This window comes from Paraburkholderia sp. A1BS-2L (assembly GCF_051125205.1).
GTDB lineage: Bacteria > Pseudomonadota > Gammaproteobacteria > Burkholderiales > Burkholderiaceae > Paraburkholderia.
Genome location: NZ_CP120428.1, coordinates 3,217,626 through 3,243,926 on the forward strand (window position 1 = coordinate 3,217,626; position 26,301 = coordinate 3,243,926).

The window sequence follows — 26,301 nt, forward strand, 5'->3', positions numbered from 1 at the left end:
CCGCGAAGCATGGGACCAGAGTAAGGCGCTTTGCATGGGCCCGGAGTAAGTGCTGAAGCACTAGCTCCGGCCGACAGCTAAAGCGCCAACTCTGGTCGACAGGAGATTCCTCGCATGTCTTATTGGATGCGGCGCGCGCGCGCCGTGTTGCCCTGGCTATTCGTAGCCGTGTTGTCCGTAGGCGCGGTGCTGCTCGTGCGGCTGCCCGCCGCGTGGATCGCGCCGCAGTTCGCGCGCGCGACCCAGGGCCATGTCAACCTCGTCGATCCGCAAGGCTCGCTCTGGCACGGCTCGGCCACGCTCATGCTCGCCGCCGGCCGCGACGTGCAGGGCGCGACGCTTCTGCCGGGCCGCATCGAATGGAGCACGTCGTTCTGGGCGCTCCTCACGGGCCGCGTGCGCATGCAGATGCGCCAGACCGAGGCCATGCCCGACCCTGTCGACGTCGAAGCGACGTTGCGCGGCGCGACGGTCACGTCGGGCGCGATCGCGGTGCCCGCGTCGCTGCTCGCGGGCCTCGGCGCGCCGTTCAACACGCTAGATCTGGATGGCAACGTGCGGCTCGCGTGGAGTCCCTGGCGCGTATTCGGCGCCGATGCATTCGGGCGCTTGACCGTCACGCTCGGCGACATGAGCTCACGCGTCTCGCTCGTGAAGCCGCTCGGCTCGTATGAGGCGGTGCTTCAGGCGCAGGGCGCGTCATCGACGCTCGATCTGAGCACGCAGCAAGGACCGTTGCTGCTCGACGGGCATGGCACGTTTTCGCGCTCGTCGGCGTCGTTCAATGGCACCGCGAGCGCGACGCCCGATCAGCGCGAGAATCTGGCGGGATTGCTGAATCTGCTGGGACGGCCCACGGGAACCGGCGCTGTGGCGCTGACCTTCATGCGCTGACGCCATGAATCCGCGAGGTGTAGCGCGCCACCGGGCTTACTGCGGTTGAGCGCCCTGCGCTGCCGCACCCTGCACGGCGCCACGCATCGAAGGCGCCTGGCCTGGCGCGCCCGGCACCGCGGAGTCCGATGCCGCGACAGGCGCGGGCGCCGCTACGCCGCCGGTTTCGCGCGCCATCTGCGAGACGTCCCAGCCGCCGCCGAGCGCCTTCACGAGCCCGACCGACGACACCATGCGCTGCCCCGCGATGCTCGCGAGCTTTTGCTGCGCCGTGAACGCCGTCGTCTGCGATGACAGGACGTTCTGGTAATCGGTTGTTCCGGCCTTGTATTCGTTCGTGACGATCCGCAGTGCGTGCTGAGCCGATTCCACGGCCTGCTGCTGCACCACGATTTCCTGCGCGAGGATGCGCTGCGACGCGAGGTTGTCCTCGACGTCCTGGAATGCGGCCAGCACGGTCTGCCGGTAGGCCGCGACTTGCTGGTCATAGGACGCGCGCGCCGCTTCGGTCTGCGCGCGGCGCAGGCCCGCGTCGAACACCGTGGCCGCGAGCGACGGCCCGAGCGTCCAGAAGCGCGACGGCATGGAGAGCAGCTGCGAGAGCACCGAGCTCTCGAACCCGCCGCTGGCAGAGAGCGTCAGCGTGGGAAAGAACGCGGAGATCGCTATGCCGATCTGCTCGTTCGCGGCCGCCGCCTTGCGCTCCGCCGAGGCGATGTCGGGACGCCGCTCGAGCAACGCCGAAGGCATCGTGACCGGCACGGCGGGCGGGGTGGCCATAAGCGGTGAAGGCGGAATCGAGAACGCCGAAGCCGGCTGGCCGACCAGCACGGCAATCGCGTGTTCGTCTTGGGCGCGCGCCACGCCATTGCCGATGGCGGCGGCTTGCGCGGACTGCAATTGCGTTTGCGCCTGGATGACGTCGGCGCGGCCCGCTACGCCCTGCGCGTACTGGTTCTGCGTGAGCTGCAGCGACTTCTGATAAGCCGCGACGGTGTCATCGAGCAGCTTCTGCTGGGCGTCGAGCGAGCGCAGCGTGAACCAGGTTTGCGCGAGCGTGGCCTGCGCCGAGAGGCGCGCGTTGGCCAGATCGGCGGCGGCGCCCTGCTGGCCGGCTTCCTGCGCGCTGACCGTACGGCTCACCTTGCCCCAGAGATCCGGTTCCCAGGTCGCGTCGAGGCCGAGGTTGACGTTGTTCGAGATCGATCCGCCGCCGGCAAAACCGTTGCTGCTAGAGTTCGAAACCCGCGCGGGGGAGCGTGCGCGCGAGCCCGAAAACGAGGCGCTCACCACCGGGAAATATGCCGCGCGCGCCTCGCCTACCAATGCGCGCGCCTGGCGGTACGCGGCGGCGTATTGCGCGACGGTCTGGTTGTTGGCGTTGAGCTGATCCATCAGCCCGTTGAGCTGCGCGTCGTCGTAGATGAGCCACCAGGGGCCGCGATCGGCGGTATCGGCGGGTTGTGCAGTCTTCCAGCCCTCGGGCGCTTCCTTGTACGACTCGGGCACTGCTGCAGCCGGCTTGTGATAGTCGGGGCCCACGGCGCAACCGCTCAACTGGAACGCGAGCGCTGCCACCGCGCACAGCACGGCAGGCCTGGGCGCCAGGCGCCAGGCGCGGCTACGGCGGGAAACGTGATGGCCGGGAGGGACGAAACGGCAAGACATGCAAGGAATTCCTGTCGAAGCGGCTGGCGAACCGGGTGAAAGTCGCGCGCAGCTGGTGCGCGAAGACGCGCGGCGTGGTGCGCTCTGCGGCAATGCGGCGGGCCGGGCTCGGTTCGAGGGGCTGGCAAGTTGCGGCAATGGTAGCGCACGCGCCACGCGCAGCGCGGAACCTGCAAGGGTAAGCCGGAAATGGATGAGGATGTGTTACCGCACGCCGGTCGCAAATTACGCGTCGTTACGGCGCCAGCAACCCAGCGCGTGAACGGCGTGCAGCGCGGCGCGGCCTGCGCGCGTATGTGCACCCCGCATGATGTTGGCGCGGCACGCAACCTGGACGCCGGAGCAGGCGGCTTTGGCTGCCGCCGTGGTGGCCGCTGCTGCATTCATGCTTGCCGCGACCACACTTGGGCTCGTTGCAGGCGGCATGACGCCGCTCATCACCACGGACGTGCCCGCCCCGTCTCGCTGGGCGCGGCGTCGGTCGGCCCACACCATCAGCGCGACGGCGATCGAGCCGCCAGGCAGCACGAACATCGCTGCATAGAGCGCGAACTTGCGCCAACGCGCCGCGCCGCCGGTTTGCGTGAAAGCAAGCCTGGCAGTGCAGGAAACCGAGCGGCCGATGCCGCCGAGCGCGTTTTTTAGGTACAGCATGGCGCATTCAACAGGAGAATTGGGGAATACGAGGAGATAAAGTGCTTGCCTGTCATAATATTGACTATGCAATCAAACCACAACACACTTTGCATCGCACCAAATGTGCTGTTGTTTTTACGCAGCGACCATGAGAATCGGTGGCTGACGCGTCACCCAATTTATCTGCCCAGGCAGGCATATAACCGGCTAGAATTCGCCTGTTTTCGAGATGCGTGAGAGCGGCTTCCCATGAGCGAGGGTGCGTACGTACCAGGCAAGGTCGGTGTTGTGCCGAGCCTGGGCTATTTCCTGTCGACGGCCCGAAACGTGCTGGCCGCGCGGATGGACCGCGCCGTCGCGCCGCTGGGGCTGACCTCATCGCAGATCGGCGTGATCCTCCTACTGTGGTTCGAGCACGCCCGCACGCCCAATGAAATGTCGCGCGTGCTGTCATACGACACTGGATCGATGACGCGCATGCTCGACCGGTTGGAGAAAAAAGGCTTTCTCGTGCGCCAGCGCAGTCACGCGGACCGCCGTGTGGTCGAACTGGCGCTCACGCCGCTGGGGCGTGATGCGGCGCAGCAGCTGCCGGATCTGGTCGCCTCGGTGGTGAACGACCAGCTACGCGGCTTTTCCGCCGACGAAGTGACCACGCTCGTCAGCCTGTTGCAACGTTTCATCGCGAACGATGCGGACACGTCGATGGTATGCAGTCATGTCGAAGGCGGCGCGGATGTGCCATTCAGCGCAGCCGAGGAAGATCGCCACAAGCTGTGAAGCCGGTGTCGTGGCGCCTTGGCGCCAGCTAGATTTCGCCTCGATCGTGTCGCATTGCGGATAAATCACTGTCTGGGCAGTCAATGCCGCGACATGAACTTATGGACTGCCACCCGAACTGGAAACTTCGGCAAGAAGCCGAGCAAGGACCCTGAAAATGGACGCATCCACCGCCGCGCCCTCTCCCGCTCCTGCCAGCGCGGAGCCCGCGCCGTTCTCGGGCGGAAAGCTCGCGCTGCTGACCGTGGGCCTCGCGCTCGGCACTTTCATGGAGGTGCTCGACACGTCGATCGCCAACGTTGCCGTGCCGACCATTTCCGGCACGCTCGGCGTCGCCAACAGCGAAGGCACTTGGGTGATCTCCTCGTATTCGGTCGCCTCGGCAATCGCCGTGCCGCTCACGGGCTGGCTCGCGCGGCGCGTGGGCGAAGTGCGGCTCTTCACGCTTTCGGTGATCCTGTTCACGTTGGCCTCGGCGGCCTGCGGTTTCGCCGCCAATTTCGAGACGCTGATCGCCTTCCGTCTCGTGCAGGGCCTCGTCTCCGGTCCGATGGTGCCGCTTTCGCAGACGATCCTCATGCGCTCCTACCCGCCCGAGAAACGTGGGCTTGCGCTGGGACTCTGGGCCATGACGGTGATCGTCGCGCCCATCTTCGGCCCGGTCATGGGCGGCTGGATCACGGACAACTACACATGGCCGTGGATCTTCTACATCAACGTGCCGATCGGGCTCTTCTCGGGGGTTTGCGCGTTCCTGCTGCTGCGCGGACGCGAAACGAAGACCACGAAACAGCGCATCGACGCTGTGGGCCTCGTGCTGCTCGTGATCGGCGTGTCGTGCCTGCAAATGATGCTCGACCTCGGCAAGGACCGTGACTGGTTCAGCTCGAAGTTCATCGTTGCGCTCGCAATCATCGCGGCGGTGTCGCTGGCGTTCATGCTTGCGTGGGAGGCCACCGAGAAAGAGCCGGTCGTCGATCTCTCGCTCTTTCGCGACCGCAACTTCGCGCTCGGCGCATTGATCATCTCGTTCGGCTTCATGGCGTTCTTCGGCTCGGTCGTGATCTTCCCGCTCTGGCTGCAAACGGTGATGGGCTACACGGCCGGCGTCGCCGGCCTCGCGACGGCGCCGGTGGGGCTGCTCGCGCTCGTGCTCTCGCCGCTGATCGGGCGCAATATGCACAAGCTCGATCTGCGCATGGTGGCGAGCTTCGCATTCGTCGTGTTCGCGGGCGTCTCGCTATGGAACGCCACGTTCACGCTCGACGTGCCGTTCGACCAGGTGATCCTGCCACGCCTCGTGCAGGGCATCGGCGTGGCCTGCTTCTTCGTGCCGATGACGACCATCACGCTGTCGAGCATCTCCGACGAGCGCCTCGCGAGCGCATCGGGTCTGTCCAACTTCTTGCGCACGCTGTCGGGCGCGATTGGAACGGCGGCGAGCACGACGTTCTGGGAGAACTCTGCGATTTATCACCACGCGGTGTTGTCGGAGTCCGTGAGCGTATATTCGCCCAACACCAGCGCATACAGCAATGCGTTGACGAGTCTCGGCTATGCAGGGCCGGGCCTGACCGCGAAGCTCAATGAAGTGGTGACGGCGCAGGGCTACATGATGGCGACCAACGACTTCTTCCGCATCTCATGCGCGATGTTCGTCGTGCTTGCGGCGCTGGTCTGGATTACGAAGCCCAGAAAGGGAGCGGGACCGGCAATGGGCCATTGATGGCCCACTGGCGATCCCGTGATGAACGCCCGCGACAAACGCGGGCGTGTGCTGTTGCTGCCGTGATAAACGTGGTGTATTAGCGGACGGTGATGCCGCTCGTCTGAATCTCGACGCGGCGATTCTGCGCGCGACCGTCGGCCGTGGCGTTGCTCGCGATCGGCTTCGACTTGCCGTAGCCGTGCACTTCGTATTTGCCCGCATGCAGGCCATGCGACTGCAGGTAGTTGCGGACGGTTTCCGCACGGCGCAGCGAGAGGCGGTCGTTCAGCGCGTTCGAACCGGTCGAATCGGTGTGGCCATTGATCACGACGGTGCCGATGTTCACGCCGTCGCTGTCCGCGATGAACTTGTTGAGTGCCTGCTTGCCTTCCGGCAGCAGGTTGTACTTGTTGATTTCGAAGTTGGCGTCGGCGCTGAGCGTAATGGTGCGCGGCTGCGTTTCGACGACCGGCGGCGGAGGCGGCGGCGGTGTCTGGACAGCGGGCTGCGGCGCCTGGCAAACGAACATGATTTCGCGCGGGTCGTTTTCGGCCTTGAATCCGGACGCAGCGCGGTCGGTTGAGGACACTCGCAGCGGCTCCTTGTTGCCGCAAATCTCGGTGACCTTCTTCATACAGTCCTTCGAGCTTTCCAGCAGGCCCAAGCACTGTACGCGATACGCCTGCGAGCCGTTGGCGAGCGTCACGACGTCGAGGTTGTAGGTCGGGCCTGACGCGGTCGTGCAACCAGCCGCGACGACGATGAGGGCAGCCAGTGCGCTGGCTGGCAGAAGTCGCATTTTCATTTTCGATTCGAATGATGGAAGAGGAATGTACTGTCGTCCGGCGCACGCCGAAGCAGAGCCACAATACGATCCCTCGACACGTCACCCAATCAGATAATGCTTAAATGCACAATCGAAGTGATTCGATTCGGAATACGAGCTATCACGCGGTGCGAACCAGCCGGGCTCACTTGGACTCATTCGCCGCGCGCGCCCCAGCCGACGATGCGGCGCCCGTATCCGCACCGGACGCGTCAGGGTTTTCCGCGTCGCCGCTGATTCCCTGGATCGGCTGTTCGACGCCCGTGCGCACGTACTGCTTGAAGGCCGCGCCGGCCGCCCATGGATCGGGCTTGCAGCCGAGCGAACTGTCACAATGGGCCGCAAAGCCGATGGTGGTCGTGCCGTCGCTGTTGTGGGTCCGCGTGATTTCGTAGGCGAGCGCGCGCTTGCCGCCGCCGGGGCCGGCGGTCTGGATCAGCGTGTCGGTCACGGTTTGCACTTCGTACTTCGAATGGTCGCGCACCCAGTCCTGGGCACGTTGCCACCAGATGTCGCACTGCGGCTTGTCGTTGCACGTGAGCGGCGCGGTGGCGATCTGCATGACGTCGGGGTTGACCTGGCCGCGCGGCGCGCAGGCCGTCAGTGCCGCGCAGAACAGGATCGGCAGGATTCGTTTCATCGTGTGGTTCCTCCCTGTATGAGCTCGCGTCGAGCGCGGCCCGGTTATCTTGTCGTCGGCACGCGGTGGCGTCGGCGGGGCGTACTGCCCATGCATTGTTGGACCGCGCCCGCACGCTGGTGTTTCCAGCAAGTGGAATGCCCAAAATACTCCACTAGCGCAGGGCTAAACGCTGTAGCGATTGAGCGTGTAGGAGCTATACGCGGTCACGAAGGCGTCGAACGAGCCCACCTCCTCGCGCTCGAGCTTGGCCTGGTCTTCCAGCGACTCGCGCGCGAGCGCCTCGAATTGTGCCATCGCCTCGGGCGAAAGCGGACGCGAGAGGAAATGCGCCGCATGGCGCTCGCTTTGCGTGAGCGCAAATTGCAGGAAGGATTGCTGGTTGCCGCGCATCGCTTCCAGCACGCGAGCGGAGGGCGTGAGCGACGCATCGGCGAGTTTCGCGCGCTGTGCAGCAAGCGAGCGCGCATGCTCGTCACCACCGCGCAGCGCGTCCAGCACGGCGGCACTGCGCTCGATCTTCGAAAGCAGCTCGGCGGCCCAATCCTGGAGCGAGACCGTGTCGTTGCCGCGTTTGAGCTCGAGGCCCGGGCGGCGCCCTTCCTTCGTGACGAGGCCGAAATTTTCGTTCGCCTGTGCGTAGTCGGCCGCCGGCAGCAGGGGGCTTTCTTCGAGTGCGCAGGTGAGCAGGTAGGCGTCGAGAAAACGCGCGGCTTCGAGCGAAATGCCGGTGGGCTCGAACGGATCGATGTCCATGCAGCGCACTTCGACGTATTGCACGCCGCGCGCGGCGAGCGCATGCAGCGGCCGTTCGCCCGGATACGTGACGCGCTTCGGGCGAATCGTCGAATAGAACTCGTTTTCGATCTGCAACACGTTGGTGTTGATCTGCACCCATTCGCCGTCGCGGTGCGTGCCGATGGCTTCGTACGGCGGATACGGCTGGCTCACCGCCTGCGTGAGCGCGTCGAGGTAGCCCGTCAGCGTGTCATAGTCGGCGTGCAGCGCCGACTGGCCCGTGGTGTTCGAGTAGCCGAGGTCGCTCATGCGCAGGCTCGTCGCGTAGGGCAGATAGAGCGTGTCGGCGTCGAAGGTTTCGAGCGCATGCGCGCGGCCGCGCAGGAAGCGCGCATCGAGCGCCGGCGAGGCGCCGAACAGATACATCAGCAGCCAGCTCGTGCGGCGGAAATTGCGGATTAGCGCGAGGTAGCGCTCCGACTGATAGTCGATCTGCGTGGCCGTGGACTGGTCGTGCGCGTGCAGCACGCGCCACACCTCTTCGTTAAGCGAATAGTTGTAGTGGATGCCCGCGATGCATTGCATGGTGCGGCCGTAACGCAGCGCGAGCCCCATGCGGTAGACGTACTTGAGGCGGCCGATGTTCGAGCTGCCGTAACGTGCAATGGGAATGCCGTCGTCGGTGGCGGGCAGGAGGCCCGGCATCGACTCGTTCCACAGCATCTCGCCGTCGCGCGCGAGCGTGGCGTAGACAAAGCGATGGAGCTCGTCGAGCTTCTCGAGCGTGATGGATGCGTCGTGCTCGGCCGGCGTGATGATCTCGATCAGCGCTTCCGAGTAGTCGGTCGTGAGCGACGGATGCGTGAGCGCCGAGCCAAGCGCCGCCGAATGCGGCGTCATGGCGAGCTGGCCGTCGCGCGTCACCCGCAGGCTTTCCTTTTCGATGCCGCGCAGACCGCGCGTGAGCGCGTCGCGATGCGGCCCGGCGCTCAGCACGGAAAGGCGCTGCGTGAGAACGTCGTTCGTGCGTGTAGAGGTCGTGTCTGGCATTGAAGGGCGGGTCGGGCTCTGGCCGGCGACGCGGTGCGGCACGTGCCGCCGGCAAGGGATTTTCGGTAGCGGGCACTTTAACATCTCGCTGAAAGACCTGCTTGGGCCCCCTTCGGGCGGGACTTTGCGGGTGGTCTGCTAGCCGCCGCGCGCCGCGCCGGCCCGATCGGCGATCTCGTTCCACAGGTGCATCGCGGCATAGGCGCGCCAGGGCCGCCATGCGTCGGTGCGCGCGCGCTGCTGCGTGGGGCGCACGAGCGCGGGGTCGCGCGCGGCGATGGCCTGCATCAGCACGAGGTCGGTGGCGGGCCACGCATCGGCGTCGCGCCAGGCGCGCATGGCCACGTACTCGACGGTCCAGGGGCCGATGCCAGGCAGTGCGAGCAATCCGGCGCGCATGGCGTCGAGGGTGGCGCGTTCGGTGGCATGTTCTGCAGCGGGCGCAGTCCCGGGATCGCCAGCGGGCTCGTCATGGCGACTGCGCCGGCTGCCGGTGGCACGAAGCGCGGCGCCTTGCGCACGCGCGCGCTCCGGGGCACGTTCCGCGGGACGTTCGATAACGAGCGTCTCGCTCGCCACGGCCGCCGCGAACCCCTGGAGCGCGGCCACCCGTTTGCCCGGCATGCCGATCCCGGCAAGATCGGCGGCGGCCAATGCGGCAGGCGTGGGAAAGCGCCATGCGGTGCGCGCGTGCGCGTGGCCCTCGATACGTTTGCCCACGCGCTCGACGAGGCGGCCCACGATGGTCGTCGCGGCCTTCACGCTCACCTGCTGGCCGACGATCGCGCGCACCACGAGTTCGAAGCCCGACCACGCCCCCGGCACCCGCAGCCCCGGCGCGGCGGCGACGAGCGGCGCGAGCCATGGATCGGCGGCGAAGCCCGCGCCGATCGCGGCCGGATTTGTCCGCACGTCGAAGATGCGCGCCAGCGGCGCAGCCAATGCGGCTGCATGGGCGCTCACTGGCCCGTCGACTTCGACGACGAGGCAGTGCTTGCGCGCATGGCGGCGTACGGCGAGCGTGCCGCTCACGCCATGGAAGTCGATTGCACGCAGCCACGCGCCGTCTTCCACGGTTTCGACGCCTGGCGTCGCGCGTCCCGCCAGAAAGCGCAGCATGCGCGGCCAGTCGTAGGGGGCGCGAAACGGCAGCTCGAAGGTGGCGTCGGGATCCGGGCCGCCGCTTCGCGGCTGTTGTGGTTCGTTCGGCAGGACGGCGCTCAAGCGGCGGTCTCCGGTGTGGCGTCGGCGCGGCCGCGCTTTGAGTCTCGTTTCGCGTCGCGCGGAGGCGGGCCGCCGGCCTGTGCCGTGGCAGCGACGAGGACTTCGCCCGCACGCGCTTCGGCGTCGATCAGCGCGGCCTTGCGCGCGAGTCCCCAGCGGTAGCCGGCGAGCGCGCCGCCCTTTTGCACGACGCGGTGACAGGGAATCGCCAGCGCCACCGGGTTCGATGCGCAAGCGCTTGCCACGGCGCGTACCGCGCGCGGCGCGCCGAGCGTTTCGGCGATCTGCGTATAGCTGCGCGTCTCGCCGTACGGAATGCGCTGGAGCGCGTCCCAGACCCGCTGCTGGAACGCCGTCGCGGCAATGTCGAGCGGCAGCTCGAGGTGCTCGCGGCGGCCATGCAGATAGGCGTCGATCTGCGCGACGAACGGCGCGAGCCCTGCCGTGTCCTCGATGCAATGTGCGTTCGAGAAGTCGGCCACGAGGCTTGCGCTCAATGCGCCGGGATCGTCGCCGAACGCGATCCGGCAGATACCCTTGTCCGTTGCCGCGACGAGCACGCGCCCGAGCGGCGTGGCCGCGACCGCATAGCGGATCGTGAGTCCCGCGCCCTTGCGGCGGAACGCCGACGGCGCCATGCCCAGCTCTCCCGCCACGCTCTCGTAGAGCCGCGACGACGAGTTGAAGCCCGCGTCGGCACTCGCGCGCGTGACATCGGCGCCTTGTGCGAGCGCGTCGCGCAGCACCGCGCCGCGGCGCGCCGCCAAGTATTGGCGCGGCGAGACGCCCAGCACGCGCTTGAAAAGACGCTGCAGATGGAACGGGCTCAGGTGCACGAGCTCGCCGAGCTGCGCGAGCGTGAGGCGGGCCTGGGGATCGGCGTCGAGGGCAGCGCAGGCGCGGCGCACGATCTCGAGCTCGCGCGGCAGGCCCCCGGGGCGGCAGCGCTTGCATTCACGATAGCCGGCCGCGCGCGCGGCATCGGCATCGGCGAAGAACGCCACGTTCTCGCGGCGCGGCAGGCGCGACGCGCAGGACGGGCGGCAGAACACACCGGTCGTGCGCACGGCGTAGAAGAATTGGCCGTCGGCACGCGCGTCGCGCGCCGCGATGGCGGCCCAGCGCTCGTCGTCGGTAGTCAGTGCGGGGACCGACCCGAAGGCGGCGACAAGCTCGCCGTGAGCTGCGGTCGGGATGGCGTTCATTTCGTGACTCCCGGAAATGGTGGACTCGATGGACCCACTGTAGCGGCTCCCATGCATGCCGGCCTGCCGGATCTTGCGCTGTCGTTCAGGAGATCTGGCCTGATTGCCGATTGCCAGCCGCGGATGCCCAGCCAGCAACCGCCTGCCATAAAAGCGGGGCGGTGACTGCGACAATTTGGCCCAATTGCGGGTTTTCCCTTAAAAACTTGTTGCGCCGCGTCAGATCGCTGTGTATAGTGGTTTCTGTCTCCTCCATGTCTCCTCCTGATATGGATTAAGCCCGCTCACAGTAGCGGGCTTTTTTTCGTCCAGCGAATTCGTCAGCGGACCGCATCACCCTGCCCGACTCGATCCGAGCGCTCGCGCTTCGCCATTTTCCGCCTGATTTCCCTCCCCTACACTGTGTGGATTGCGCCCGCGCGCGCCGTTTTGGGGAGAACCATGCTTATCCAGATTCGCGAAATCGATCATGTCGTCATTCGCGCGGCCGATCTCGCCGCCATGACGCGCTTTTATTGCGATGTGTTGGGCTGCCGCGTCGAACGTGAGGAGAAAAAATTGGGGCTCGTGCAGCTGCGCGCAGGCCGCTCGCTGGTCGATCTCGCCGCGATCGGCGGTGCGCTGGACCGCGACGGCGGCGCGACGCCATCAGGCGCTGCCGGCAACATGGATCATCTATGCCTGCGGGTGGAACCGTTCGATGGCGAGGCGCTCAAGGCCTGGCTCACGCAGATGGGCGCGCGCCCGGGCGAAGTGGTCGAGCGTTTTGGCTCGGAAGGCTTCGGGCCGTCGCTGTACCTGTTCGATCCCGAGGGCAACATGGTCGAATTGAAAGGGCCGCCGGTGCGTTGATTGACCCGCGGGCAACCCCCACAAAGGCAGCACGCGTGCGAGAGGGCCGCGCAATCAGACGTTTTCAGGCGCCTTGAGGACGGTCCATTCGACCGCGACGGGTTCGCTCGCGGTGTTGCCGATCCACGCCGCATGGTCCTGTACGGTGCACTGAAGGCGCATGGTCCGCTCCGCCAGAGCCCCGAGCGACGCTGCCACGCCCTCGCCCAGCGACCAGACCGTCACGTTGCGCAGCCGCTCCACCTTGCTGCGCACGCCCTGCCACCAGATATCCGAGGTGCGTCCGCCGTAAGCGATCACGATCACCTCCTCGGCACGCCCGCTTGCCTTGGCGATGCGACGCTCGTCGGGCTGCCCCACTTCGATCCAGGTCTGCACCGCGCCGGTGTAGTCCTTGCACCAGAGCGAGGGCTCATCGGTGTCCGACAGGCCCTTGCAGAATTCGAGACGATCGCTGGCGAACAGCGCGAACGCGGCGATGCGCACCATCATCCGCTCGTCGGTTTCGGACGGATGACATGCGATGGTGAGCGCATGGTCGGCGTAGTAATGCCGGTCCATGTCCGCGATCTGCAGTTCTGCCTTATAGATGGTCGATTTGAGTGCCATATCGAATGGGTGCGAATCCCGTGTGAATTCCGCGCCGCGCAAAAGCCGCACATGATAGCGAGTTTCCAGCAGATCCTGTGCCGGATTCATCGGACGGCGACGTGCTGGATCATCGCGATGGTCGGTCGCGAAAATGATGATGCAATGACGGGATCGAGGCGGATGGGCCGATGACAGGCCAATGACGAGCCGATTAAACGCAGGCGAGCGACTGGGTCGAAGGTCCAGTCGGGGCGCGTGAGCCGCTCATGGCGGGCGGCTCGCCGGTGCTACGCAACATTTACTGCTTGATGAAGCGGTCGGTGGTCCAGAGGCCCTGGTCGTCGGTGTTCGCCGCATTGACGAATTCGACGTCATGGCCAACCACGCGCACGATGCGGAACGACTGATTCTCAGGCGTGGAGAGGCAGCGATAATCGGTGAAATATTCCTGCATCTGCTGATGCTCGCCGGCCTGCTCGTGCAAGGAAACCGCGTCGAGCTTGTCCTTCGAGAGGCAGCCATACGAGCCGGGCTTGAGTTGAACGGTTTGCTGCGGCTTCAAGGCGGAATCCTGCGCTTGTGCGGAAACGGCGCAAAGGAGACCGGCAGCGAATGCGGTCATCGCGAATAGCATTTTCATGGTTGTCTCCTGTCTTATCAGAGTTGGCACTTTACGGCTTACTCCGATTCCGTATAGCGCCGCAGGCTTATACTCAGGTTAGCTATGTATTTAACTTCTACGCACGGCACACTTTTTTAAATTTAGAAGACCGCAAAAGGACTGCAAGAAGAACTTGTGTGCGAGCGCAGCAGTTGCAAGTCGACCGTGAGCCAGCGCCAGTGCAAAGTACTCAAAATTACCGTTTCAATCCGCTTTTCAAATGTATGACGCAGTGCACATAAAGTCGCGGCGTGAAGGCTTGAGCGCAAAGCCATTTAGTCATCAAACGCAGAATAAAAACGATGCCAGCGGCTCGTGGAATACATTGCTTTCTCTCGCACCCAGTGCGTAAAGCGTGCCCTCACCTTCGCTTGCATCCCTGCGATCTTCGTGGATAAATCGGGCTTCCTCACTGGAGAAACCTATGCCCCTCGCCCATTGGTTGCCTTTCGCGATTGCGTCGGCCATTCTCGTCGCCATTCCCGGACCCACGGTCTTGCTGGTCGTTTCGTATGCGCTTGGCCATGGGCGCCGCTATGCGCTGGCGACGACCGCAGGCGTCGCGCTCGGCGACTTCACCGCGATGACGGCGTCCATGCTTGGCCTCGGCGTGATCCTCGCCGCCTCCGCAGCGCTTTTTTCGATGCTCAAGTGGGTCGGAGCCGCCTATCTGATCTATCTGGGCATCAAGCTCTGGCGCGCACCGATTGCCACCGCCGACGCGCCCGACACCTCCGAAACCCGCGCGGGCCGAATCTTCGCGCATGCCTATGCCGTCACCGCCCTCAACCCGAAGAGCATCATTTTCTTTGTCGCGTTCGTGCCGCAATTCATTGATCCGCATACGGCTGCGATGCCGCAGATTGTCATATTCGAGGCCACGTTCCTTGCGCTCGCCACGCTCAACGCGTTCGGCTACGCGCTGCTCGCGGCTGCTGCGCGCAAGGCGGTGCGCAGTCCGCGCGTGCAGCGCCTCGTCAATCGTACTGGCGGCTCGTTGCTGATCGGCGCGGGGCTTTTCGCGGCTGTCTGGAAGAAGTCGGCGGCCTGAACGTGCGGCGGCCCACCTTCGCTCAGAGAATCGATAACCCCCTCTCGCGCAAGCTGTAGCTTTCCAGCTACAATGGAATTGCAACCGCTTGACAACCAGGAGGTTATCGTGATCGAACACGTAATACTGGGCGCGTTTCTGGTTATTCCCCTCGTCATTGTCGTTTTTCTGTTTTCGGACGAAATCCTCGAGGAGCATAGGCAGCGCGTGGAAGCGGGGGCTCCTCATATCGACTGGCGTCATCCGCTGCGCAGTATCCTGCACCACTGACCCCAGTGGCAGGACTACCGCCCGGGTCGAATCCCGGACAGATGGGGCGCGCGCCACGCGCGTGTCCTCGCTTGACCCCACTCATGGCAGACCCGGTGTACATCGCGACGAACCGTTCGCGGCGCGTGCCTGCGTCTGCTGCCAATCCTCCCAATCTGCACGCGTATCCGCGCCGTTCATTGCCGACGTAATGCGTCGTTACCACTTGCAGCACCTGTATCCGCGCGTCGCACCCACAATCGCACGCATGTTTTCGAACGGTTCTCGAGGAGAACGACATGCGAAAGATTGCAGCGGTACTACTGGTGACGGCAGGCTGCCTGGCAGCGGCTGGCCCGGCCAGCGCGCACGACCGCGGCGGTGACGTGGTAGGGGCGCTGATCGGCGGCGCGCTGATCGGCGCAGTGGTGGGCGCCGCGATGAACAGCGCGCCGGCAGTCGCGTATGAGCCGCCGCCGGTCTATGCCGAACCGGCCCCGGTCGCCGCGCCGGTCTATGCGCAGCCGGCTCCCGTCTATGCTGTCACGCCTGCGCCGAGCAGCTGCTACGATCAATACTCTGGCCGCTATGTGCCGTGTGCTTCGCCGCAGCCCGCACCGCCGGCACCCTACTATGGCGACTACGGACAATCTTCCGACTGGTAAGCGAGATGGTTCGTCATCCAAATTAATGCCGCTGCCGCGTTCTTCGGCAGCGGCCTTTCGCTTACACCAAAAGCGCTTGTTCGACGGGCGTGATTTGCAAATTCAATTTTTGCGTGAGCCGGATCACCGTGAATTCGGCCTCGCGCCCGATGCGCGAAGCGTCGAGTAAGCGCTGCAACGCGTCAATTCCGTCGACAGCCACGCCGTCGATCGCGACGATCGTATCGTCCACCCGCAGACCGCCGAGAGCCGCCGGACTCCCCTTGACGATTTCCATCACGCGCACGCCGCTAGTCGTTTGGAGTTCGAAATAACGCTGAACCTTGCGCGCGATCGGCGCCGTGGTGCCGGCAATGCCGACGTGTGCGCGCCGCACGCGCCCGTGAGCAAACAATTGTGTGATGACCCATTTCGCGGTGTCGATCGCGGTAGCAAAGCAGATGGCCTGCGCGCCGGGAATGATCGCGGTGTTCACGCCGATCACCTGGCCCGCAGAGTTCACGAGCGGCCCGCCGGAGTTGCCGGGATTGAGCGCGGCGTCAGTCTGAATCACGTCATAAATCATGCGTCCAGAGTTCGAGCGCAACGAGCGGCCGAGCGCGGAAACCACGCCGGTGGTGACGGTCTGCGCAAGCCCCAGCGGACTACCCACGGCAATCGCGATCTGCCCGACGCGCAGCTTCGCCGAGTCGCCAAGTTCGGTGTGCGGCAGAATCTCGGACGCGCCGATGCGCAACACGGCGAGGTCGGTGCTCGGGTCGTCGCCGACCAGATCGGCTTCGTAGGTCGCACCGTCGGCAAGCGTGACACGTAGCGTACTTGCGCGGTGCACGACGTGGCTGTTGGTGAGCAAATAGCCATCGGGCGTGAATAAAAAGCCCGAGCCGCTGCCGCCGCGCGCGGAATCGCTACCGGGTGTCCGGCGCTCGACGGCGATATGAGCGACGGATTGCTGGACGCGCTCGAGCGCGCCGATGACGGTTCGCGAATAGGCGTCAAGCAAGATGTCGTCGCTTGGGGCGACGGGGTGCGCGCTGTCAGGCGAAAGGTCGCGAGCGAGATCGTCGATGAAGGAGGGGCGGCTTCCCACGATCAGAATTCTCCGATGAAAGTGGGCGTACATGCAGGTAACAAGACGCAATTTCAAGATCCCGCCGATTTCCAACTTGGCGGGGAAAGCGCGCACCGAGGGTCGGAAGATCCGACGGGCATAAACGTTAACGATTGTCAGGTCGGCGGTGTAATCGTTGATGGCTTTTGGGCGACCCGCGACAATGATCTGGCGGCGACGTCCCCTCGCGCCGTGTAGTTGTAGTCAGTAGTGGCAAGCTCTTGGCCGCGGCCTGTGCCGCGGCATTTTTTTGGTGTGCCGAGCATGCACAACAGCTTGGGGGTGAAAGTCCCCTGTCCAGCCTGATGGGGCGAAGGACTAGTGAAACGCAAGGGCGTCGTCGCGAGGCGGGGTCTGAAGGAAGCGTGTAGCAAAGCCACGACCTGACGAACAGAAACCTGATATGAGGCCTACCCGGTCGGACGAGCGAGCCAATGATCGCGAAGTCCTCCACCATCAAAGGCTGGGGTGGTAAATCAGGCGGGTGTGTGGTGAAGGCGGTTGAGCTTACCCCGGGAGGCCTGCCCGGTGTCCTGGAATCAGGACTGAACAGCTCGCAAGGGCTGTTGATCGCCGTGCAGGAGTCAGCAGCGGGCATATTAGGGCGGCGACGCCTGAAGGCCCAAACGGAGAGGAGCGGCGAGTAAGCCGGAGAACTCGACATGGGAGCGCAGCAGAAAACGCATCGCGTCCTTGATAGCGGAAGAAGGGGTGAAGCTCCGGTGGCTGCTGATCGAGGGGCTGAACCTATGACGGCGAACCCCGAGCCTGAAAGCCCGTCGGCTTGTGACCGACTGATGGAAGAAGTCTGCGAAAGGGAGAACCTGAAGCAGGCGTTGAAGCGTGTGAAAGCGAACAAGGGCGCACCGGGTGTGGACGGCATGACAGTTCAGGCATTACCGGCGTACCTGCGGGAGCATTGGCCGACGATACGGGCCTCACTGCTCGAAGGCACCTACCAACCCCAACCTGTGAGACGGGTCGAGATACCCAAGCCGGACGGAGGAGGCGTGCGCAAGCTCGGCATTCCTTCTGCGCTCGACCGGCTCGTTCAGCAGGCGGTGTTGCAGGTGCTGCAAAGGCAGTGGGACCCGACGTTCTCGGACTCCAGTTACGGATTTCGTCCGGGACGCTCGGCACATCAGGCCGTGGCGCGCGCGCAGGGCTACATCCAGGCGGGACACCGCTGGGTGGTAGACCTGGATTTGGCGCAGTTCTTTGACCGCGTGAACCACGATATCCTGATGAGCCGGGTGGCAAAGCGGGTGAGCGACAGGCGCGTCCTGAAGCTGATCCGCTCGTTCCTGACGGCAGGCGTGATGGAGCACGGGCTGGTTGGTGCAACGGACGAAGGTACGCCACAAGGCGGTCCCCTGTCGCCGCTGTTATCCAATCTGATGCTCGACGATCTTGACAAACTGCTTGAGCAACGCGGACTGCGGTTCGTGAGGTACGCCGACGATTGTAACGTCTACGTACGCAGCGAACGCGCTGGCCAGCGAGTGATGATGGGTCTCAAAACCTTCCTCACTGGCAAGCTCAAGCTGACGGTCAACGAAGCGAAAAGCGCGGTCGCGCCACCACACACGCGGAAGTTTCTGGGTTTTACCTTCTCGAACCGGGAACAGGTCAAACGGCGCATTGCACCCAAGGCACTGGCTCGCTTCAAGGAGAGGATCAGGGAACTGACACAGCGCACCCGAGGCGTCAGCGTCGACCAGATGATTGGTACGCTGAAGCGGTATCTCACGGGCTGGCGTGGCTACTTTGGTTTCTGCGAAACCCCAAGCGTGCTGAAGCGCCTCGATGAATGGATTCGTCGCCGTCTCCGCTGCTTCTTCTGGAAGCAATGGAAGCGTGGCCGGACCCGTTTCAAGGAATTGACTGCCCGCGGGGTTAGCCGTGATCTAGCCGCTCAGACCGTTGGATCGCCGCACAATGTATGGCGGCTTAGTTGCAGCCCCGCGCTGAGTCTCGCACTGCCAAACCGGTATCTACGTTCTCTTGGACTTCCCTCGGTCGGCCCAGTCGGCTAACCGATCCGAGCCGCCGTGTACGGACCCGTACGCACGGTGGCGTGGGAGGGGCCGGGCCGCGAGGCCTGCCCCTATCCCGATTCTGCGAATTTATCTGTGGGATCGCCATCGCGCGCCCAAAAAGAAAAAAGCCCGCTCCCTGGCGGGCTAATCCATGCTCGGGTTACATGGCGAGGTTAATCGGCGATGCCAGGCGCAGCGAAGGCGGCTAGCAGGTTTGACTGGGCAGGCGAGGCGGGCGCACTCAGGCTACAGCGCTCATTGCCTGAAGGTGCTCCATTTTTGGCACTTGTTGCCACTCTAATGCGCCGGCGAAGTGTGAACAGCTATCACAATGGATAGGGCGCGGGGAGGCTTGCACGGCCAGTTCGCCGAACCTTGCCAGCCGGCGTGTCCAGCCCTCGCGACGGATCATCGGCAGGCTGGTGTCGGGACATAGCGTGGACCCGCGCCGGTGGCGTGCTTAGCGTCGCCAGCCATGGCCATAATAGCCGCCAAAGCCGACCCCAATATCGACCGACGGGGCTGCATAGTAACCGGGCGCATAGCCATATCCATAGGCGGGCGCCGGTGCGTAGGCATAAGGCGGGGCGACAACGCAGCCGGAAAGGCCCGCGAGCGCCATGGCCAGCGCGATTGCACAGCAGAGTCGGATTGTCTTCATCGTTTTCTCCCAATGCCCGTATTGTCGGTGGGCGCCTCGTTGGAAAACGAAACGAGTTGTGACAGGAGTTTACGAAGCCACACAACCCGCGCGGCGGGCGGCGAGGGCGGACGGTTTCTATGCACGCTGCGTGATTCCACGTTACTGCTTACACTTGCTTTCGATTCTTTACGCTTGCAAATTTTATGGGAACTTACGATGCGCTATTTCCTGGACGGCTTTTGGCGAAATAGCGTGTCTTTATTTTAGTGACAGACCGCATTCATATGATTAAACCTGCGGAATGGCCCACAATAAATGAATACTTTTGATTTAGTCATTCTGACTTTTCTCACACAAATCCATCTCCCGGCTATCGCCGATCACGCGATACGGGTAATTGCGGGGCTTTATACTTTCAAGGGCTTTTTGCTGATCCCATTGCTGTGGTGGATCTGGTTTCAGCCTGGTGAGCGCCGCGAATGGCGGCGCGAAATGGTGCTCGCGACAATAGCGAGTGGCTTGATCTCGCTTGCGGTCGGCCGTTCCATGGCGCATTTTCTGCCGTTCCGGGAACGACCGATCTTCAATCAGGATTTGCACCTGCACTTCGCCATGGAATCGTTGCGCGATAGCGGACTGACCGGCTTCAGTTCCTTTCCGAGCGACCACGCCATGCTATGGGCCGCAATCGCCATGGGGATTTTTCTGGTTTGGCGCATCGTGGGCGTGTTGGCACTTTTATATACGGCGATCTTTATCTGCCTGCCGCGCGCGTATCTCGGCTTTCACTATCCGACTGACTTGCTGGCCGGCGCTGCGATCGGCATTGTGATTACCTGGGTCTTGACGCGCGACCCCGTGCGCGAGCGCACCGCAGCGCCGGTGCTGCGCTGGACGATGCGCTACCCGGGGCCGGCTTCAGTGCTCGCGTTCCTCGTGTGCTTCGAGCTGGTTACGCAGTTCAACGATCTGTTAATGCTTGCCCACTCGGTCGCGAAAGTGATATGAGCGGTGGGATGACGCGTTGGCGACCCCGCGCGGCGCTCATTCCTCGCACCGAACGTCCTGTTTGCGCACGACGATGATCACGGGGTAGGTCCCGCGCTCGAGTTCCACGCGCGTGACCACCGACATTGTCGTGTCGCCGCCGTCGTCATACACGCTCACTCGCTCGTTGCGCAGGCTGACCACGCCAACGCAGCCGGACGTGCGTCCTTCCTCGGAAACCTGGCACTGGATGGGATTGTCAGCCAGATAGCGATATTTGTTGTCGCTCGACTGGTATTCGCGAAAGCTTTGCGGTGATCCACCCACGCCGGTGACATATCCGATTGCGCACGATTCCTTCGGGACGTCACTGGTCGTAGATGTGCCTGCCGCTGCGAATGCGCTCGCGGCTGCAATGGCCACGGAAAAAAGCGATACGACAATGCGTTTCATTGAGCCGTGTTTCATTGGGTTGACCTTGGGCAGCGGGAGACGAGGGTTACTTTCCGATACAAAACCGGCTGAAAATCACCCCAAGCAGATCATCGGACGTGAACTCGCCAGTGATCGAATTGAGCGACTCTTGCGCGAGCCGCAGCTCTTCGGCAAAAAGATCGAGCGCCTGGGCGTTCTGATCCGCGTGCGCCGCGGCCTGCGCAAGATGTTCACGCGCCGTACGCAGCGCGATCAGATGGCGCTCGCGCGCGAGATAGACGCTTTGTGCATCGGCCTGCCAGCCCGCGATGCGCAGCAGTTCGGCGCGCAGAAGTGCAACGCCGTCACCTTGTTTTGCCGATAGGCGCACCTCGCACACGTCATTGCCATCGTTCGCCTCGCGCTGGGTCACCTCGGGCGCAACACCGGTCAGATCCGTCTTGTTGAGCACGCGCACGACGGGCACACCTGCGGGAAAGCGTCCGGCAATCGCATCGTCTTCGGCGGTCATGCCAACACGCGCGTCGAGCAGGTGCAGCACCACGTCTGCTCGACCGATCTCGCTCCAGGTGCGCTCGATGCCGATCTTCTCGACTTCGTCTTCGGTGTCGCGCAGGCCCGCCGTGTCGATCACGTGCAGCGGAATGCCTTCGATCTGGATCGTCTGCGAAATCTTGTCTCGTGTCGTGCCGGCAACCGGTGTGACGATCGCGAGTTCGGCGCCCGCTAGCGCGTTGAGCAGCGATGACTTGCCCACGTTGGGCTGCCCCGCGAGCACGACCGCGAGCCCTTCGCGCAGCAGCGCGCCCTGGCGCGCCTCCGAAAGCACACGATCGAGCTGCGCCCGAATCTTCGAAAGCTTGCCGCGCGCGTCGGCGGCCTCCAGGAAATCGATCTCTTCCTCGGGGAAATCGAGCGTCGCTTCCACGAGCATGCGCAGCGTGACGACGTCGTCCACGAGCGCGTGGATGTCGCGCGAGAACGCGCCATCGAGCGAGCGGCCCGCCGAGCGGGCGGCAGCCTCGGTGCTGGCTTCGATCAAATCGGCGACGGCCTCGGCCTGGGCGAGATCGAGCTTGTCATTGAGGAACGCGCGGCGCGTGAACTCACCGGGCTCGGCGAGGCGCAAGCCGAATGCGCGGCCCGCATCGATACAGCGCTGCAGGACGAGTTGCAGCACGATCGGGCCGCCGTGGCCCTGCAATTCGACCACATGCTCGCCCGTGTACGAATGCGGCGCCGGGAAGTAGAGCGCAATGCCGCGGTCGAGCACCGTGCCCGCGCCGTCGAGGAACGGCACATAACTCGCATGACGTGCACTCAAGGTCTGGCCGGTCAGCGCCTGCATCACCATTTCGGCGGCGGCGGCACCAGCCCGGCCGGCCGAGATGCGCACCACGCCGATCCCGCCGCGTCCGGGCGCGGTGGCAATGGCGACTATGGGATCGGTATCGGCGGCGAGCATGGCGGACTGGTTCAACGTGATTCGACGAGGTTAGGTACAGCCGGTTAAGTGCGGCTTGCGATGTGCGGCCGGTTGTGAAGGGCTGGCGAAGTGTCGCGGAAAGCGGCGTGCCGAAGTTGCGCAGCCGCGCCCGAAGAAGTGCGTGGATTGTAACGCGAGGCACGCATGCAACTCCCACGCCGGTTACACCAAGATCTAATCCGCTCTTATCTCAATTTAGATAAGATTTGTCTTGAGACAAAACTGATCATCTTGAGAGCAAGGGTCCTGACGACTAGCAAAAAGGCCGAGCGGAATGCGTATCTAACGATATCGCAACATTCTTGCGCTGCCTGCATCTTCGGGCGATATGTAGCCTTTTTGGGCTATGTATAGCTCAAATGGTTGCTAACTTCGGTGAAAGCTGGTTGCACAATTTGAAACATGCCGACCATCGAAGAAAAAGCCGCCTTTTCCGAACGTCTCAAGTTCGCCATGAAGCGCGCTCCGGAAAAGCTGCGTGGCAGCACCGACCTCGCCAACAAGTTCAACCTCCGCCATCACGGCGAGCAGCCTGTGTCTCCACAAACTGCTCACAAGTGGCTGAGCGGCCGCACCATTCCCACCAGTGACAAACTGGACACGCTTGCAAAATGGTTTGACGTGGATGTGCATTGGCTCCATTACGGACCGTCGCCGGGCAATGTCACGGGCGCCGTTCCCTTGCCGCGCAAACACGACGAGAAATATCCGCTTTCCGAAGAAACGCTCGAACTGGCTTCGAAGATCGAGGCGTTGAGCGTGCATCACCGCTACCTGGTTGAAGAACTGGTTTCGCAGTTTTACGGCACCGGCAAGAAGATCTAGCCATCAGTATCGCCTGATCGCGCTTTGGCGCGGCAAGCAGACAAAGCGCCGCATACGAGAGGCGCTTTCGTGGCGCTTGCAACAAAAAAGCCGCCCGGTTTGAGCCGGGCGGCTTCATTTTTTGCGCGCCACGTTGTGAGGCGAGGGCGGCGGTTCAGCGCCGCCCCTGTGCTCAGGCAGCGTCCTTCTTCGGAGCAGCCTTGCTTTTGCCCATCATGCGCGTGATGTAGTACTGCTGTGCGATCGACAGCACGTTGTTCACGACGTAGTAGAGCACGAGGCCGGCCGGGAAGAAGAAGAACATGACCGAGAACGCGATCGGCATGAACATCATCATCTTGGCCTGGACGGGATCCGGCGGCGTCGGGTTCAGCTTGGTCTGCACGAACATCGAAACGGCCATCAGGACCGGCAGGATGAAGAACGGATCCTGCTGCGAGAGGTCGTGAATCCAGAGAATCCACGGCGCGCCGCGCATTTCCACCGACGAGAGCAGCACCCAGTACAGCGAGATGAACACCGGAATCTGGATTACCACCGGCAGACAGCCGCCGAACGGATTCACCTTCTCGGTCTTGTAGAGCTCCATGAGCGCCGCGTTCATCTTCTGCGGGTCGCTCTTGAAGCGCTCGCGCAGCGCCTGCATGCGCGGCGTGATCTCCTTCATGCGCGCCATCGACTTGTAGCTCGCGGCGGAGAGCGGGAAGAACACGGCCTTAATGAGCAGCGTGAGCAGCACGATTGCCCAGCCCCAGTTGCCCACATAGCTGTGGATCTTCTCGAGCAGCCAGAACAGCGGCTTGGCGATGATCGTCACCCAGCCGTAGTCCTTCACGAGTTCGAGACCCGGCGCGATGCTTTCGAGCATGCGTTCTTCTTCCGGACCGGCGAAGAGGCGTGCCTGCACGTTGTCGGTCGCGCCCGGCGCGATCGTGCCGAGCGGCTGCTTCACGCCCACGCGGTAGAGGTTGGTGTCGAACTTCTCGACGTAGATGTCACGCTTGACGCCTTGCTGCGGAATCCACGCGGTCGCGAAGTAGTGCTGCACCATGCCGATCCAGCCGTTGTCGGCCTTGTTCACATAGTCGGCTTTGTTCTTGTCGATGTCGCTAAACGAGATCTTCTGGAAGTGATGCTCGTTCGAGTACACCGCCGGGCCGATGAAGGTATGCGAGAAGCGCGGCGTTTCCACCGGCTCGCTGTCGCGCACGAGCTCCATGTAGAGCGTGGGCGAGACCGGCGTGCCACCGACGTTCTGAACCTTCGTGTCCACGCCGATCACGTAGCTGCCCTTCGTGAACGTGTAGGTCTTGGTGACCTTCACGCCGCCCTTCTCGGGCGACTCGAGACTGATCTGGAACGAGTTGGCGTCGCCGCTCAGCTCGCGCGGGCCGTTGATGGCCGTGTACACGTCGTTGTGGTTCGGGAAGTCGCCACCCAGCAGGCCCGTACGTGCGAGGTACGTGTGATCCTTGGTGTGGTCGAACAGCGTCATGTACTGATCGGGGCTCTTGCCGTCGGCGCTTTCCTTCACGAGCGAAAGCTTCGTGAGCGTGCCGCCGCGCGTGTCGATCTCGCCGTCATAGACATCGGTGCGGAAGTGCACGAGCTGCGCGGCCGCTGCGGCAGGCTGGGCCGTGGTCGCAGGCGCCTGGCCTGCGCTCGTGGCCGGCAGGTCGGATGCGGCGCTACCGTTGCCCGCGTTGACCGGACTCGTCGGCGTCGCGCCGCTGGCTGCGTTCTGCTGGGTTTGCGTCGCGCTCGGGAAGAACATCGACTGGCGTCCATGGTCGCGCTGCCAGTTGTCGAACAGCATGACCGCTGACATGAAGAAGATGACCCATAGGACGGTGCGTTTGATATCCATGCGTTGTCTCAGTGTCGATGGAGTGGCGCGTCAGCGCTTTTTCGGGGGTGCAGGAGGGACCAGGTCGACGCCGCCCGCCGAAAACGGGTGGCAGCGGCATAGCCGCTTCGCGGCAAGGTAAGTCCCACGCGCGGCGCCATGATACTGGATTGCTTCGCGCGCGTAATCCGAACAGGAAGGGTAAAAGCGGCACCGGTTGCCGAGAAGTGGACTCACGGCAAGCTTGTAGAAGCGCAGTAAAGCGATCAGTACCGTTTGCATGGCGTGGCGGCCGGACGGCTCGGCATGGGAATACGAACCTCGGGCCGTGCCGTCGGGCGCGGTCCGCACAGCGGGACTACCGGTTTCGTGCGCCGTGTTCATGAGCCAGCGGGCCGATCGACCACTTGCGGCCCAGACTCATGCATGCGGCGCTTTCCGGCTTCACGAGCCGCCTTGTCGAGCAAAGCCTCGATTTCGGTACGGCACAACGCCTTTAGCGGCGGCGACGAGGCGCCCGGCATGGCCTTGCGATCGAATTTCGTGTGCAGACGCAGCAGCAGGTCGAAACCTTCGAACTGCGCGCGGCGCACGCGAAACGCCTCGCGGGCGATGCGGCGCACCAGGTTGCGCGTGACCGCGCGCGGCGCGTACTTCTTGCCGATCACGAGCCCAAGCCGCGCATCCTTGCCGGTGGGACGTCCGTACACGACGAAGTGCTCGGTGCGACGCCAGGGGCGCAAACGAAAAACGGATGAGAACTCATCCGTTTTCAGTAGCCTTGCGGCTTTCGGGAAAGCGGCCTGCGTTCGCAACAAGGTGGTGCGCGCGTCGTCCGCTTCTTCCGACAGTTTCACGTCAGGCCCGCTATCTTCGATGGTGGTCGATTCTGCTGATAGCGGTGCTATCGACAAAACTGGAAAGCGGCACGCCTTAGATGGCGAGGCGCTTGCGGCCCTTCGCACGGCGCGCGTTGATCACTTTGCGGCCACCGGCGGTCTTCATACGCACGCGGAAGCCATGGGTACGCTTGCGGCGGGTAACGGAAGGTTGGTAAGTACGTTTCATGTTGCTCTCACTTGTTGAGAATTGACCGCGGCGAGCATCGCGGAAAAAGCAATGGCCGGTGGTACAAGGGATTGGTTTTCGCGGAACCCGCTATTTAATCCCGATTTTCTTTGGTCGTCAATAGGTTAGAGGATCGCGACGTTCGAATTTCCACTGCCGCCGTTCTGTCGCCAATTGAGCAGGCCGCTGCACGATGCGTTGATCCGTCCCTGTGGATAACTTCCAGGGAAGGGGATTTCGGCGTTAGAATCTCGCCTATCCCAAGAATCCTGCATGCCGCTCTGGCCCGCCTGCTTGCCGCAAAACCCTTGCCGCGCGGGCGTCCGGAGCATTTGGTGTCGCCCCGTCAGGGCCTCGTTGCATTTGTGCGACACGAACGGCGGCGACCGCAATGCATGCAAACAAAACGACCACAGCAACTCG

29 protein-coding genes are annotated in these 26,301 nt (G+C 63.7%); 11 read left to right on the forward strand and 18 right to left on the reverse strand.

Translation table 11 applies throughout. The features are described 5' to 3' along the window. Positions 1-114 precede the first annotated feature (114 nt). Positions 115-894 (forward strand): type II secretion system protein N, encoded by a 780-nt coding sequence (locus P5W98_RS14685; protein ID WP_421025111.1) that lies wholly within the window; start codon positions 115-117, stop codon positions 892-894. A gap of 36 nt (positions 895-930) precedes the next feature. Here the strand turns inward: P5W98_RS14685 and P5W98_RS14690 are convergent, their stop codons facing one another. Both P5W98_RS14690 and P5W98_RS14695 read right to left on the reverse strand, forming a co-directional pair. Next, complete coding sequence (locus P5W98_RS14690; protein ID WP_434718096.1) at positions 931-2,562, reverse strand: efflux transporter outer membrane subunit; 1,632 nt, start codon at positions 2,560-2,562, stop codon at positions 931-933. 225 nt (positions 2,563-2,787) lie between these two features. Then, a complete protein-coding gene (locus P5W98_RS14695; RefSeq protein WP_421025113.1) occupies positions 2,788-3,216 on the reverse strand; it encodes a hypothetical protein in 429 nt (142 codons plus the stop codon). Between the two features lie 231 nt (positions 3,217-3,447). On the opposite strand from P5W98_RS14695, the gene P5W98_RS14700 reads away from it, so the two are divergent. Together P5W98_RS14700 and P5W98_RS14705 are read left to right on the forward strand one after the other, a co-directional pair. Continuing rightward, the gene (locus tag P5W98_RS14700; RefSeq protein ID WP_421025114.1) at positions 3,448-3,978 is read left to right on the forward strand and encodes a MarR family winged helix-turn-helix transcriptional regulator; all 531 of its coding nucleotides are present in this window, start codon (positions 3,448-3,450) and stop codon (positions 3,976-3,978) included. 157 nt (positions 3,979-4,135) lie between these two features. Beyond that, positions 4,136-5,704: a DHA2 family efflux MFS transporter permease subunit gene (locus tag P5W98_RS14705; RefSeq protein ID WP_421025115.1), complete on the forward strand. Its 1,569-nt coding sequence runs from the start codon at positions 4,136-4,138 to the stop codon at positions 5,702-5,704. A gap of 79 nt (positions 5,705-5,783) precedes the next feature. Here P5W98_RS14705 and P5W98_RS14710 read toward each other — a convergent pair whose 3' ends face one another. From P5W98_RS14710 to P5W98_RS14735, 6 genes are all read right to left on the reverse strand, one after another. Next, complete coding sequence (locus tag P5W98_RS14710) at positions 5,784-6,491, reverse strand: OmpA family protein (RefSeq protein ID WP_434718097.1); 708 nt, start codon at positions 6,489-6,491, stop codon at positions 5,784-5,786. A gap of 166 nt (positions 6,492-6,657) precedes the next feature. Continuing rightward, positions 6,658-7,152, reverse strand: coding sequence for a hypothetical protein (locus tag P5W98_RS14715; RefSeq protein WP_421025117.1), 495 nt, complete (start codon positions 7,150-7,152; stop codon positions 6,658-6,660). A 165-nt stretch (positions 7,153-7,317) separates the two neighbouring features. Beyond that, positions 7,318-8,940, reverse strand: coding sequence for a glutamate--cysteine ligase (gshA, locus tag P5W98_RS14720; RefSeq protein ID WP_421025118.1), 1,623 nt, complete (start codon positions 8,938-8,940; stop codon positions 7,318-7,320). 138 nt (positions 8,941-9,078) lie between these two features. Continuing rightward, complete coding sequence (locus P5W98_RS14725) at positions 9,079-10,059, reverse strand: DNA-3-methyladenine glycosylase family protein (protein WP_421073915.1); 981 nt, start codon at positions 10,057-10,059, stop codon at positions 9,079-9,081. A gap of 101 nt (positions 10,060-10,160) precedes the next feature. Further along, positions 10,161-11,369 (reverse strand): bifunctional DNA-binding transcriptional regulator/O6-methylguanine-DNA methyltransferase Ada, encoded by a 1,209-nt coding sequence (gene ada / locus P5W98_RS14730; RefSeq protein ID WP_434718098.1) that lies wholly within the window; start codon positions 11,367-11,369, stop codon positions 10,161-10,163. An 85-nt stretch (positions 11,370-11,454) separates the two neighbouring features. Beyond that, on the reverse strand, positions 11,455-11,625 hold the full coding sequence (locus P5W98_RS14735) for a hypothetical protein (RefSeq protein WP_421044714.1): 171 nt from the start codon (positions 11,623-11,625) through the stop codon (positions 11,455-11,457). 185 nt (positions 11,626-11,810) lie between these two features. Between P5W98_RS14735 and P5W98_RS14740 the strand changes: the two genes are divergently transcribed. Beyond that, a complete protein-coding gene (locus P5W98_RS14740) occupies positions 11,811-12,221 on the forward strand; it encodes a VOC family protein (protein WP_421025121.1) in 411 nt (136 codons plus the stop codon). 54 nt (positions 12,222-12,275) lie between these two features. Here P5W98_RS14740 and P5W98_RS14745 read toward each other — a convergent pair whose 3' ends face one another. Together P5W98_RS14745 and sap1 are read right to left on the reverse strand one after the other, a co-directional pair. Beyond that, a complete protein-coding gene (locus P5W98_RS14745; protein ID WP_421025122.1) occupies positions 12,276-12,830 on the reverse strand; it encodes a YaeQ family protein in 555 nt (184 codons plus the stop codon). A gap of 280 nt (positions 12,831-13,110) precedes the next feature. Further along, on the reverse strand, positions 13,111-13,452 hold the full coding sequence (gene sap1 / locus P5W98_RS14750; protein ID WP_421025123.1) for a surface attachment protein Sap1: 342 nt from the start codon (positions 13,450-13,452) through the stop codon (positions 13,111-13,113). A gap of 445 nt (positions 13,453-13,897) precedes the next feature. Here sap1 and P5W98_RS14755 point away from each other — a divergent pair, with 445 nt between their 5' ends. The 3 genes from P5W98_RS14755 to P5W98_RS14765 all read left to right on the forward strand — a co-directional run bounded on the left by P5W98_RS14755 (position 13,898) and on the right by P5W98_RS14765 (position 15,438). After that, a complete protein-coding gene (locus P5W98_RS14755) occupies positions 13,898-14,524 on the forward strand; it encodes a LysE family translocator (protein ID WP_421025124.1) in 627 nt (208 codons plus the stop codon). A 108-nt stretch (positions 14,525-14,632) separates the two neighbouring features. Continuing rightward, on the forward strand, positions 14,633-14,794 hold the full coding sequence (locus P5W98_RS14760) for a hypothetical protein (protein WP_027815941.1): 162 nt from the start codon (positions 14,633-14,635) through the stop codon (positions 14,792-14,794). A gap of 278 nt (positions 14,795-15,072) precedes the next feature. Beyond that, positions 15,073-15,438 (forward strand): ecotin precursor, encoded by a 366-nt coding sequence (locus P5W98_RS14765; protein WP_434718099.1) that lies wholly within the window; start codon positions 15,073-15,075, stop codon positions 15,436-15,438. A gap of 61 nt (positions 15,439-15,499) precedes the next feature. Here the strand turns inward: P5W98_RS14765 and P5W98_RS14770 are convergent, their stop codons facing one another. Further along, positions 15,500-16,528: a S1C family serine protease gene (locus tag P5W98_RS14770; RefSeq protein ID WP_421025126.1), complete on the reverse strand. Its 1,029-nt coding sequence runs from the start codon at positions 16,526-16,528 to the stop codon at positions 15,500-15,502. A gap of 455 nt (positions 16,529-16,983) precedes the next feature. Between P5W98_RS14770 and P5W98_RS14775 the strand changes: the two genes are divergently transcribed. Continuing rightward, positions 16,984-17,196 carry a hypothetical protein gene (locus P5W98_RS14775; RefSeq protein ID WP_421073476.1) on the forward strand — a complete coding sequence of 71 codons (213 nt, stop codon included), beginning with the start codon at positions 16,984-16,986 and terminating at the stop codon, positions 17,194-17,196. Positions 17,197-17,211: 15 nt separating this feature from the next. Further along, complete coding sequence (gene ltrA, locus P5W98_RS14780; RefSeq protein ID WP_421073477.1) at positions 17,212-18,585, forward strand: group II intron reverse transcriptase/maturase; 1,374 nt, start codon at positions 17,212-17,214, stop codon at positions 18,583-18,585. Between the two features lie 463 nt (positions 18,586-19,048). On the opposite strand, the gene P5W98_RS14785 is transcribed toward ltrA, so the two are convergent. After that, on the reverse strand, positions 19,049-19,249 hold the full coding sequence (locus P5W98_RS14785; RefSeq protein WP_421025127.1) for a hypothetical protein: 201 nt from the start codon (positions 19,247-19,249) through the stop codon (positions 19,049-19,051). A 297-nt stretch (positions 19,250-19,546) separates the two neighbouring features. On the opposite strand from P5W98_RS14785, the gene P5W98_RS14790 reads away from it, so the two are divergent. After that, the gene (locus P5W98_RS14790; RefSeq protein WP_421025128.1) at positions 19,547-20,239 is read left to right on the forward strand and encodes a phosphatase PAP2 family protein; all 693 of its coding nucleotides are present in this window, start codon (positions 19,547-19,549) and stop codon (positions 20,237-20,239) included. Between the two features lie 36 nt (positions 20,240-20,275). Here the strand turns inward: P5W98_RS14790 and P5W98_RS14795 are convergent, their stop codons facing one another. Both P5W98_RS14795 and mnmE read right to left on the reverse strand, forming a co-directional pair. Then, positions 20,276-20,671 carry a hypothetical protein gene (locus tag P5W98_RS14795; protein WP_421025129.1) on the reverse strand — a complete coding sequence of 132 codons (396 nt, stop codon included), beginning with the start codon at positions 20,669-20,671 and terminating at the stop codon, positions 20,276-20,278. Positions 20,672-20,717: 46 nt separating this feature from the next. Beyond that, positions 20,718-22,118, reverse strand: coding sequence for a tRNA uridine-5-carboxymethylaminomethyl(34) synthesis GTPase MnmE (mnmE, locus tag P5W98_RS14800; RefSeq protein ID WP_421025303.1), 1,401 nt, complete (start codon positions 22,116-22,118; stop codon positions 20,718-20,720). A 423-nt stretch (positions 22,119-22,541) separates the two neighbouring features. Here mnmE and P5W98_RS14805 point away from each other — a divergent pair, with 423 nt between their 5' ends. Beyond that, the gene (locus P5W98_RS14805; RefSeq protein WP_421025130.1) at positions 22,542-22,964 is read left to right on the forward strand and encodes a transcriptional regulator; all 423 of its coding nucleotides are present in this window, start codon (positions 22,542-22,544) and stop codon (positions 22,962-22,964) included. Between the two features lie 172 nt (positions 22,965-23,136). Here the strand turns inward: P5W98_RS14805 and yidC are convergent, their stop codons facing one another. The 4 genes from yidC to rpmH all read right to left on the reverse strand — a co-directional run bounded on the left by yidC (position 23,137) and on the right by rpmH (position 25,878). After that, positions 23,137-24,831: a membrane protein insertase YidC gene (gene yidC / locus P5W98_RS14810; RefSeq protein ID WP_421025131.1), complete on the reverse strand. Its 1,695-nt coding sequence runs from the start codon at positions 24,829-24,831 to the stop codon at positions 23,137-23,139. Positions 24,832-24,861: 30 nt separating this feature from the next. After that, complete coding sequence (gene yidD / locus P5W98_RS14815) at positions 24,862-25,092, reverse strand: membrane protein insertion efficiency factor YidD (RefSeq protein WP_043287862.1); 231 nt, start codon at positions 25,090-25,092, stop codon at positions 24,862-24,864. Between the two features lie 98 nt (positions 25,093-25,190). Then, positions 25,191-25,667, reverse strand: coding sequence for a ribonuclease P protein component (gene rnpA, locus P5W98_RS14820; protein ID WP_421025132.1), 477 nt, complete (start codon positions 25,665-25,667; stop codon positions 25,191-25,193). 76 nt (positions 25,668-25,743) lie between these two features. Continuing rightward, positions 25,744-25,878: a 50S ribosomal protein L34 gene (gene rpmH / locus P5W98_RS14825; RefSeq protein ID WP_004198824.1), complete on the reverse strand. Its 135-nt coding sequence runs from the start codon at positions 25,876-25,878 to the stop codon at positions 25,744-25,746. Positions 25,879-26,301: the final 423 nt, after the last annotated feature.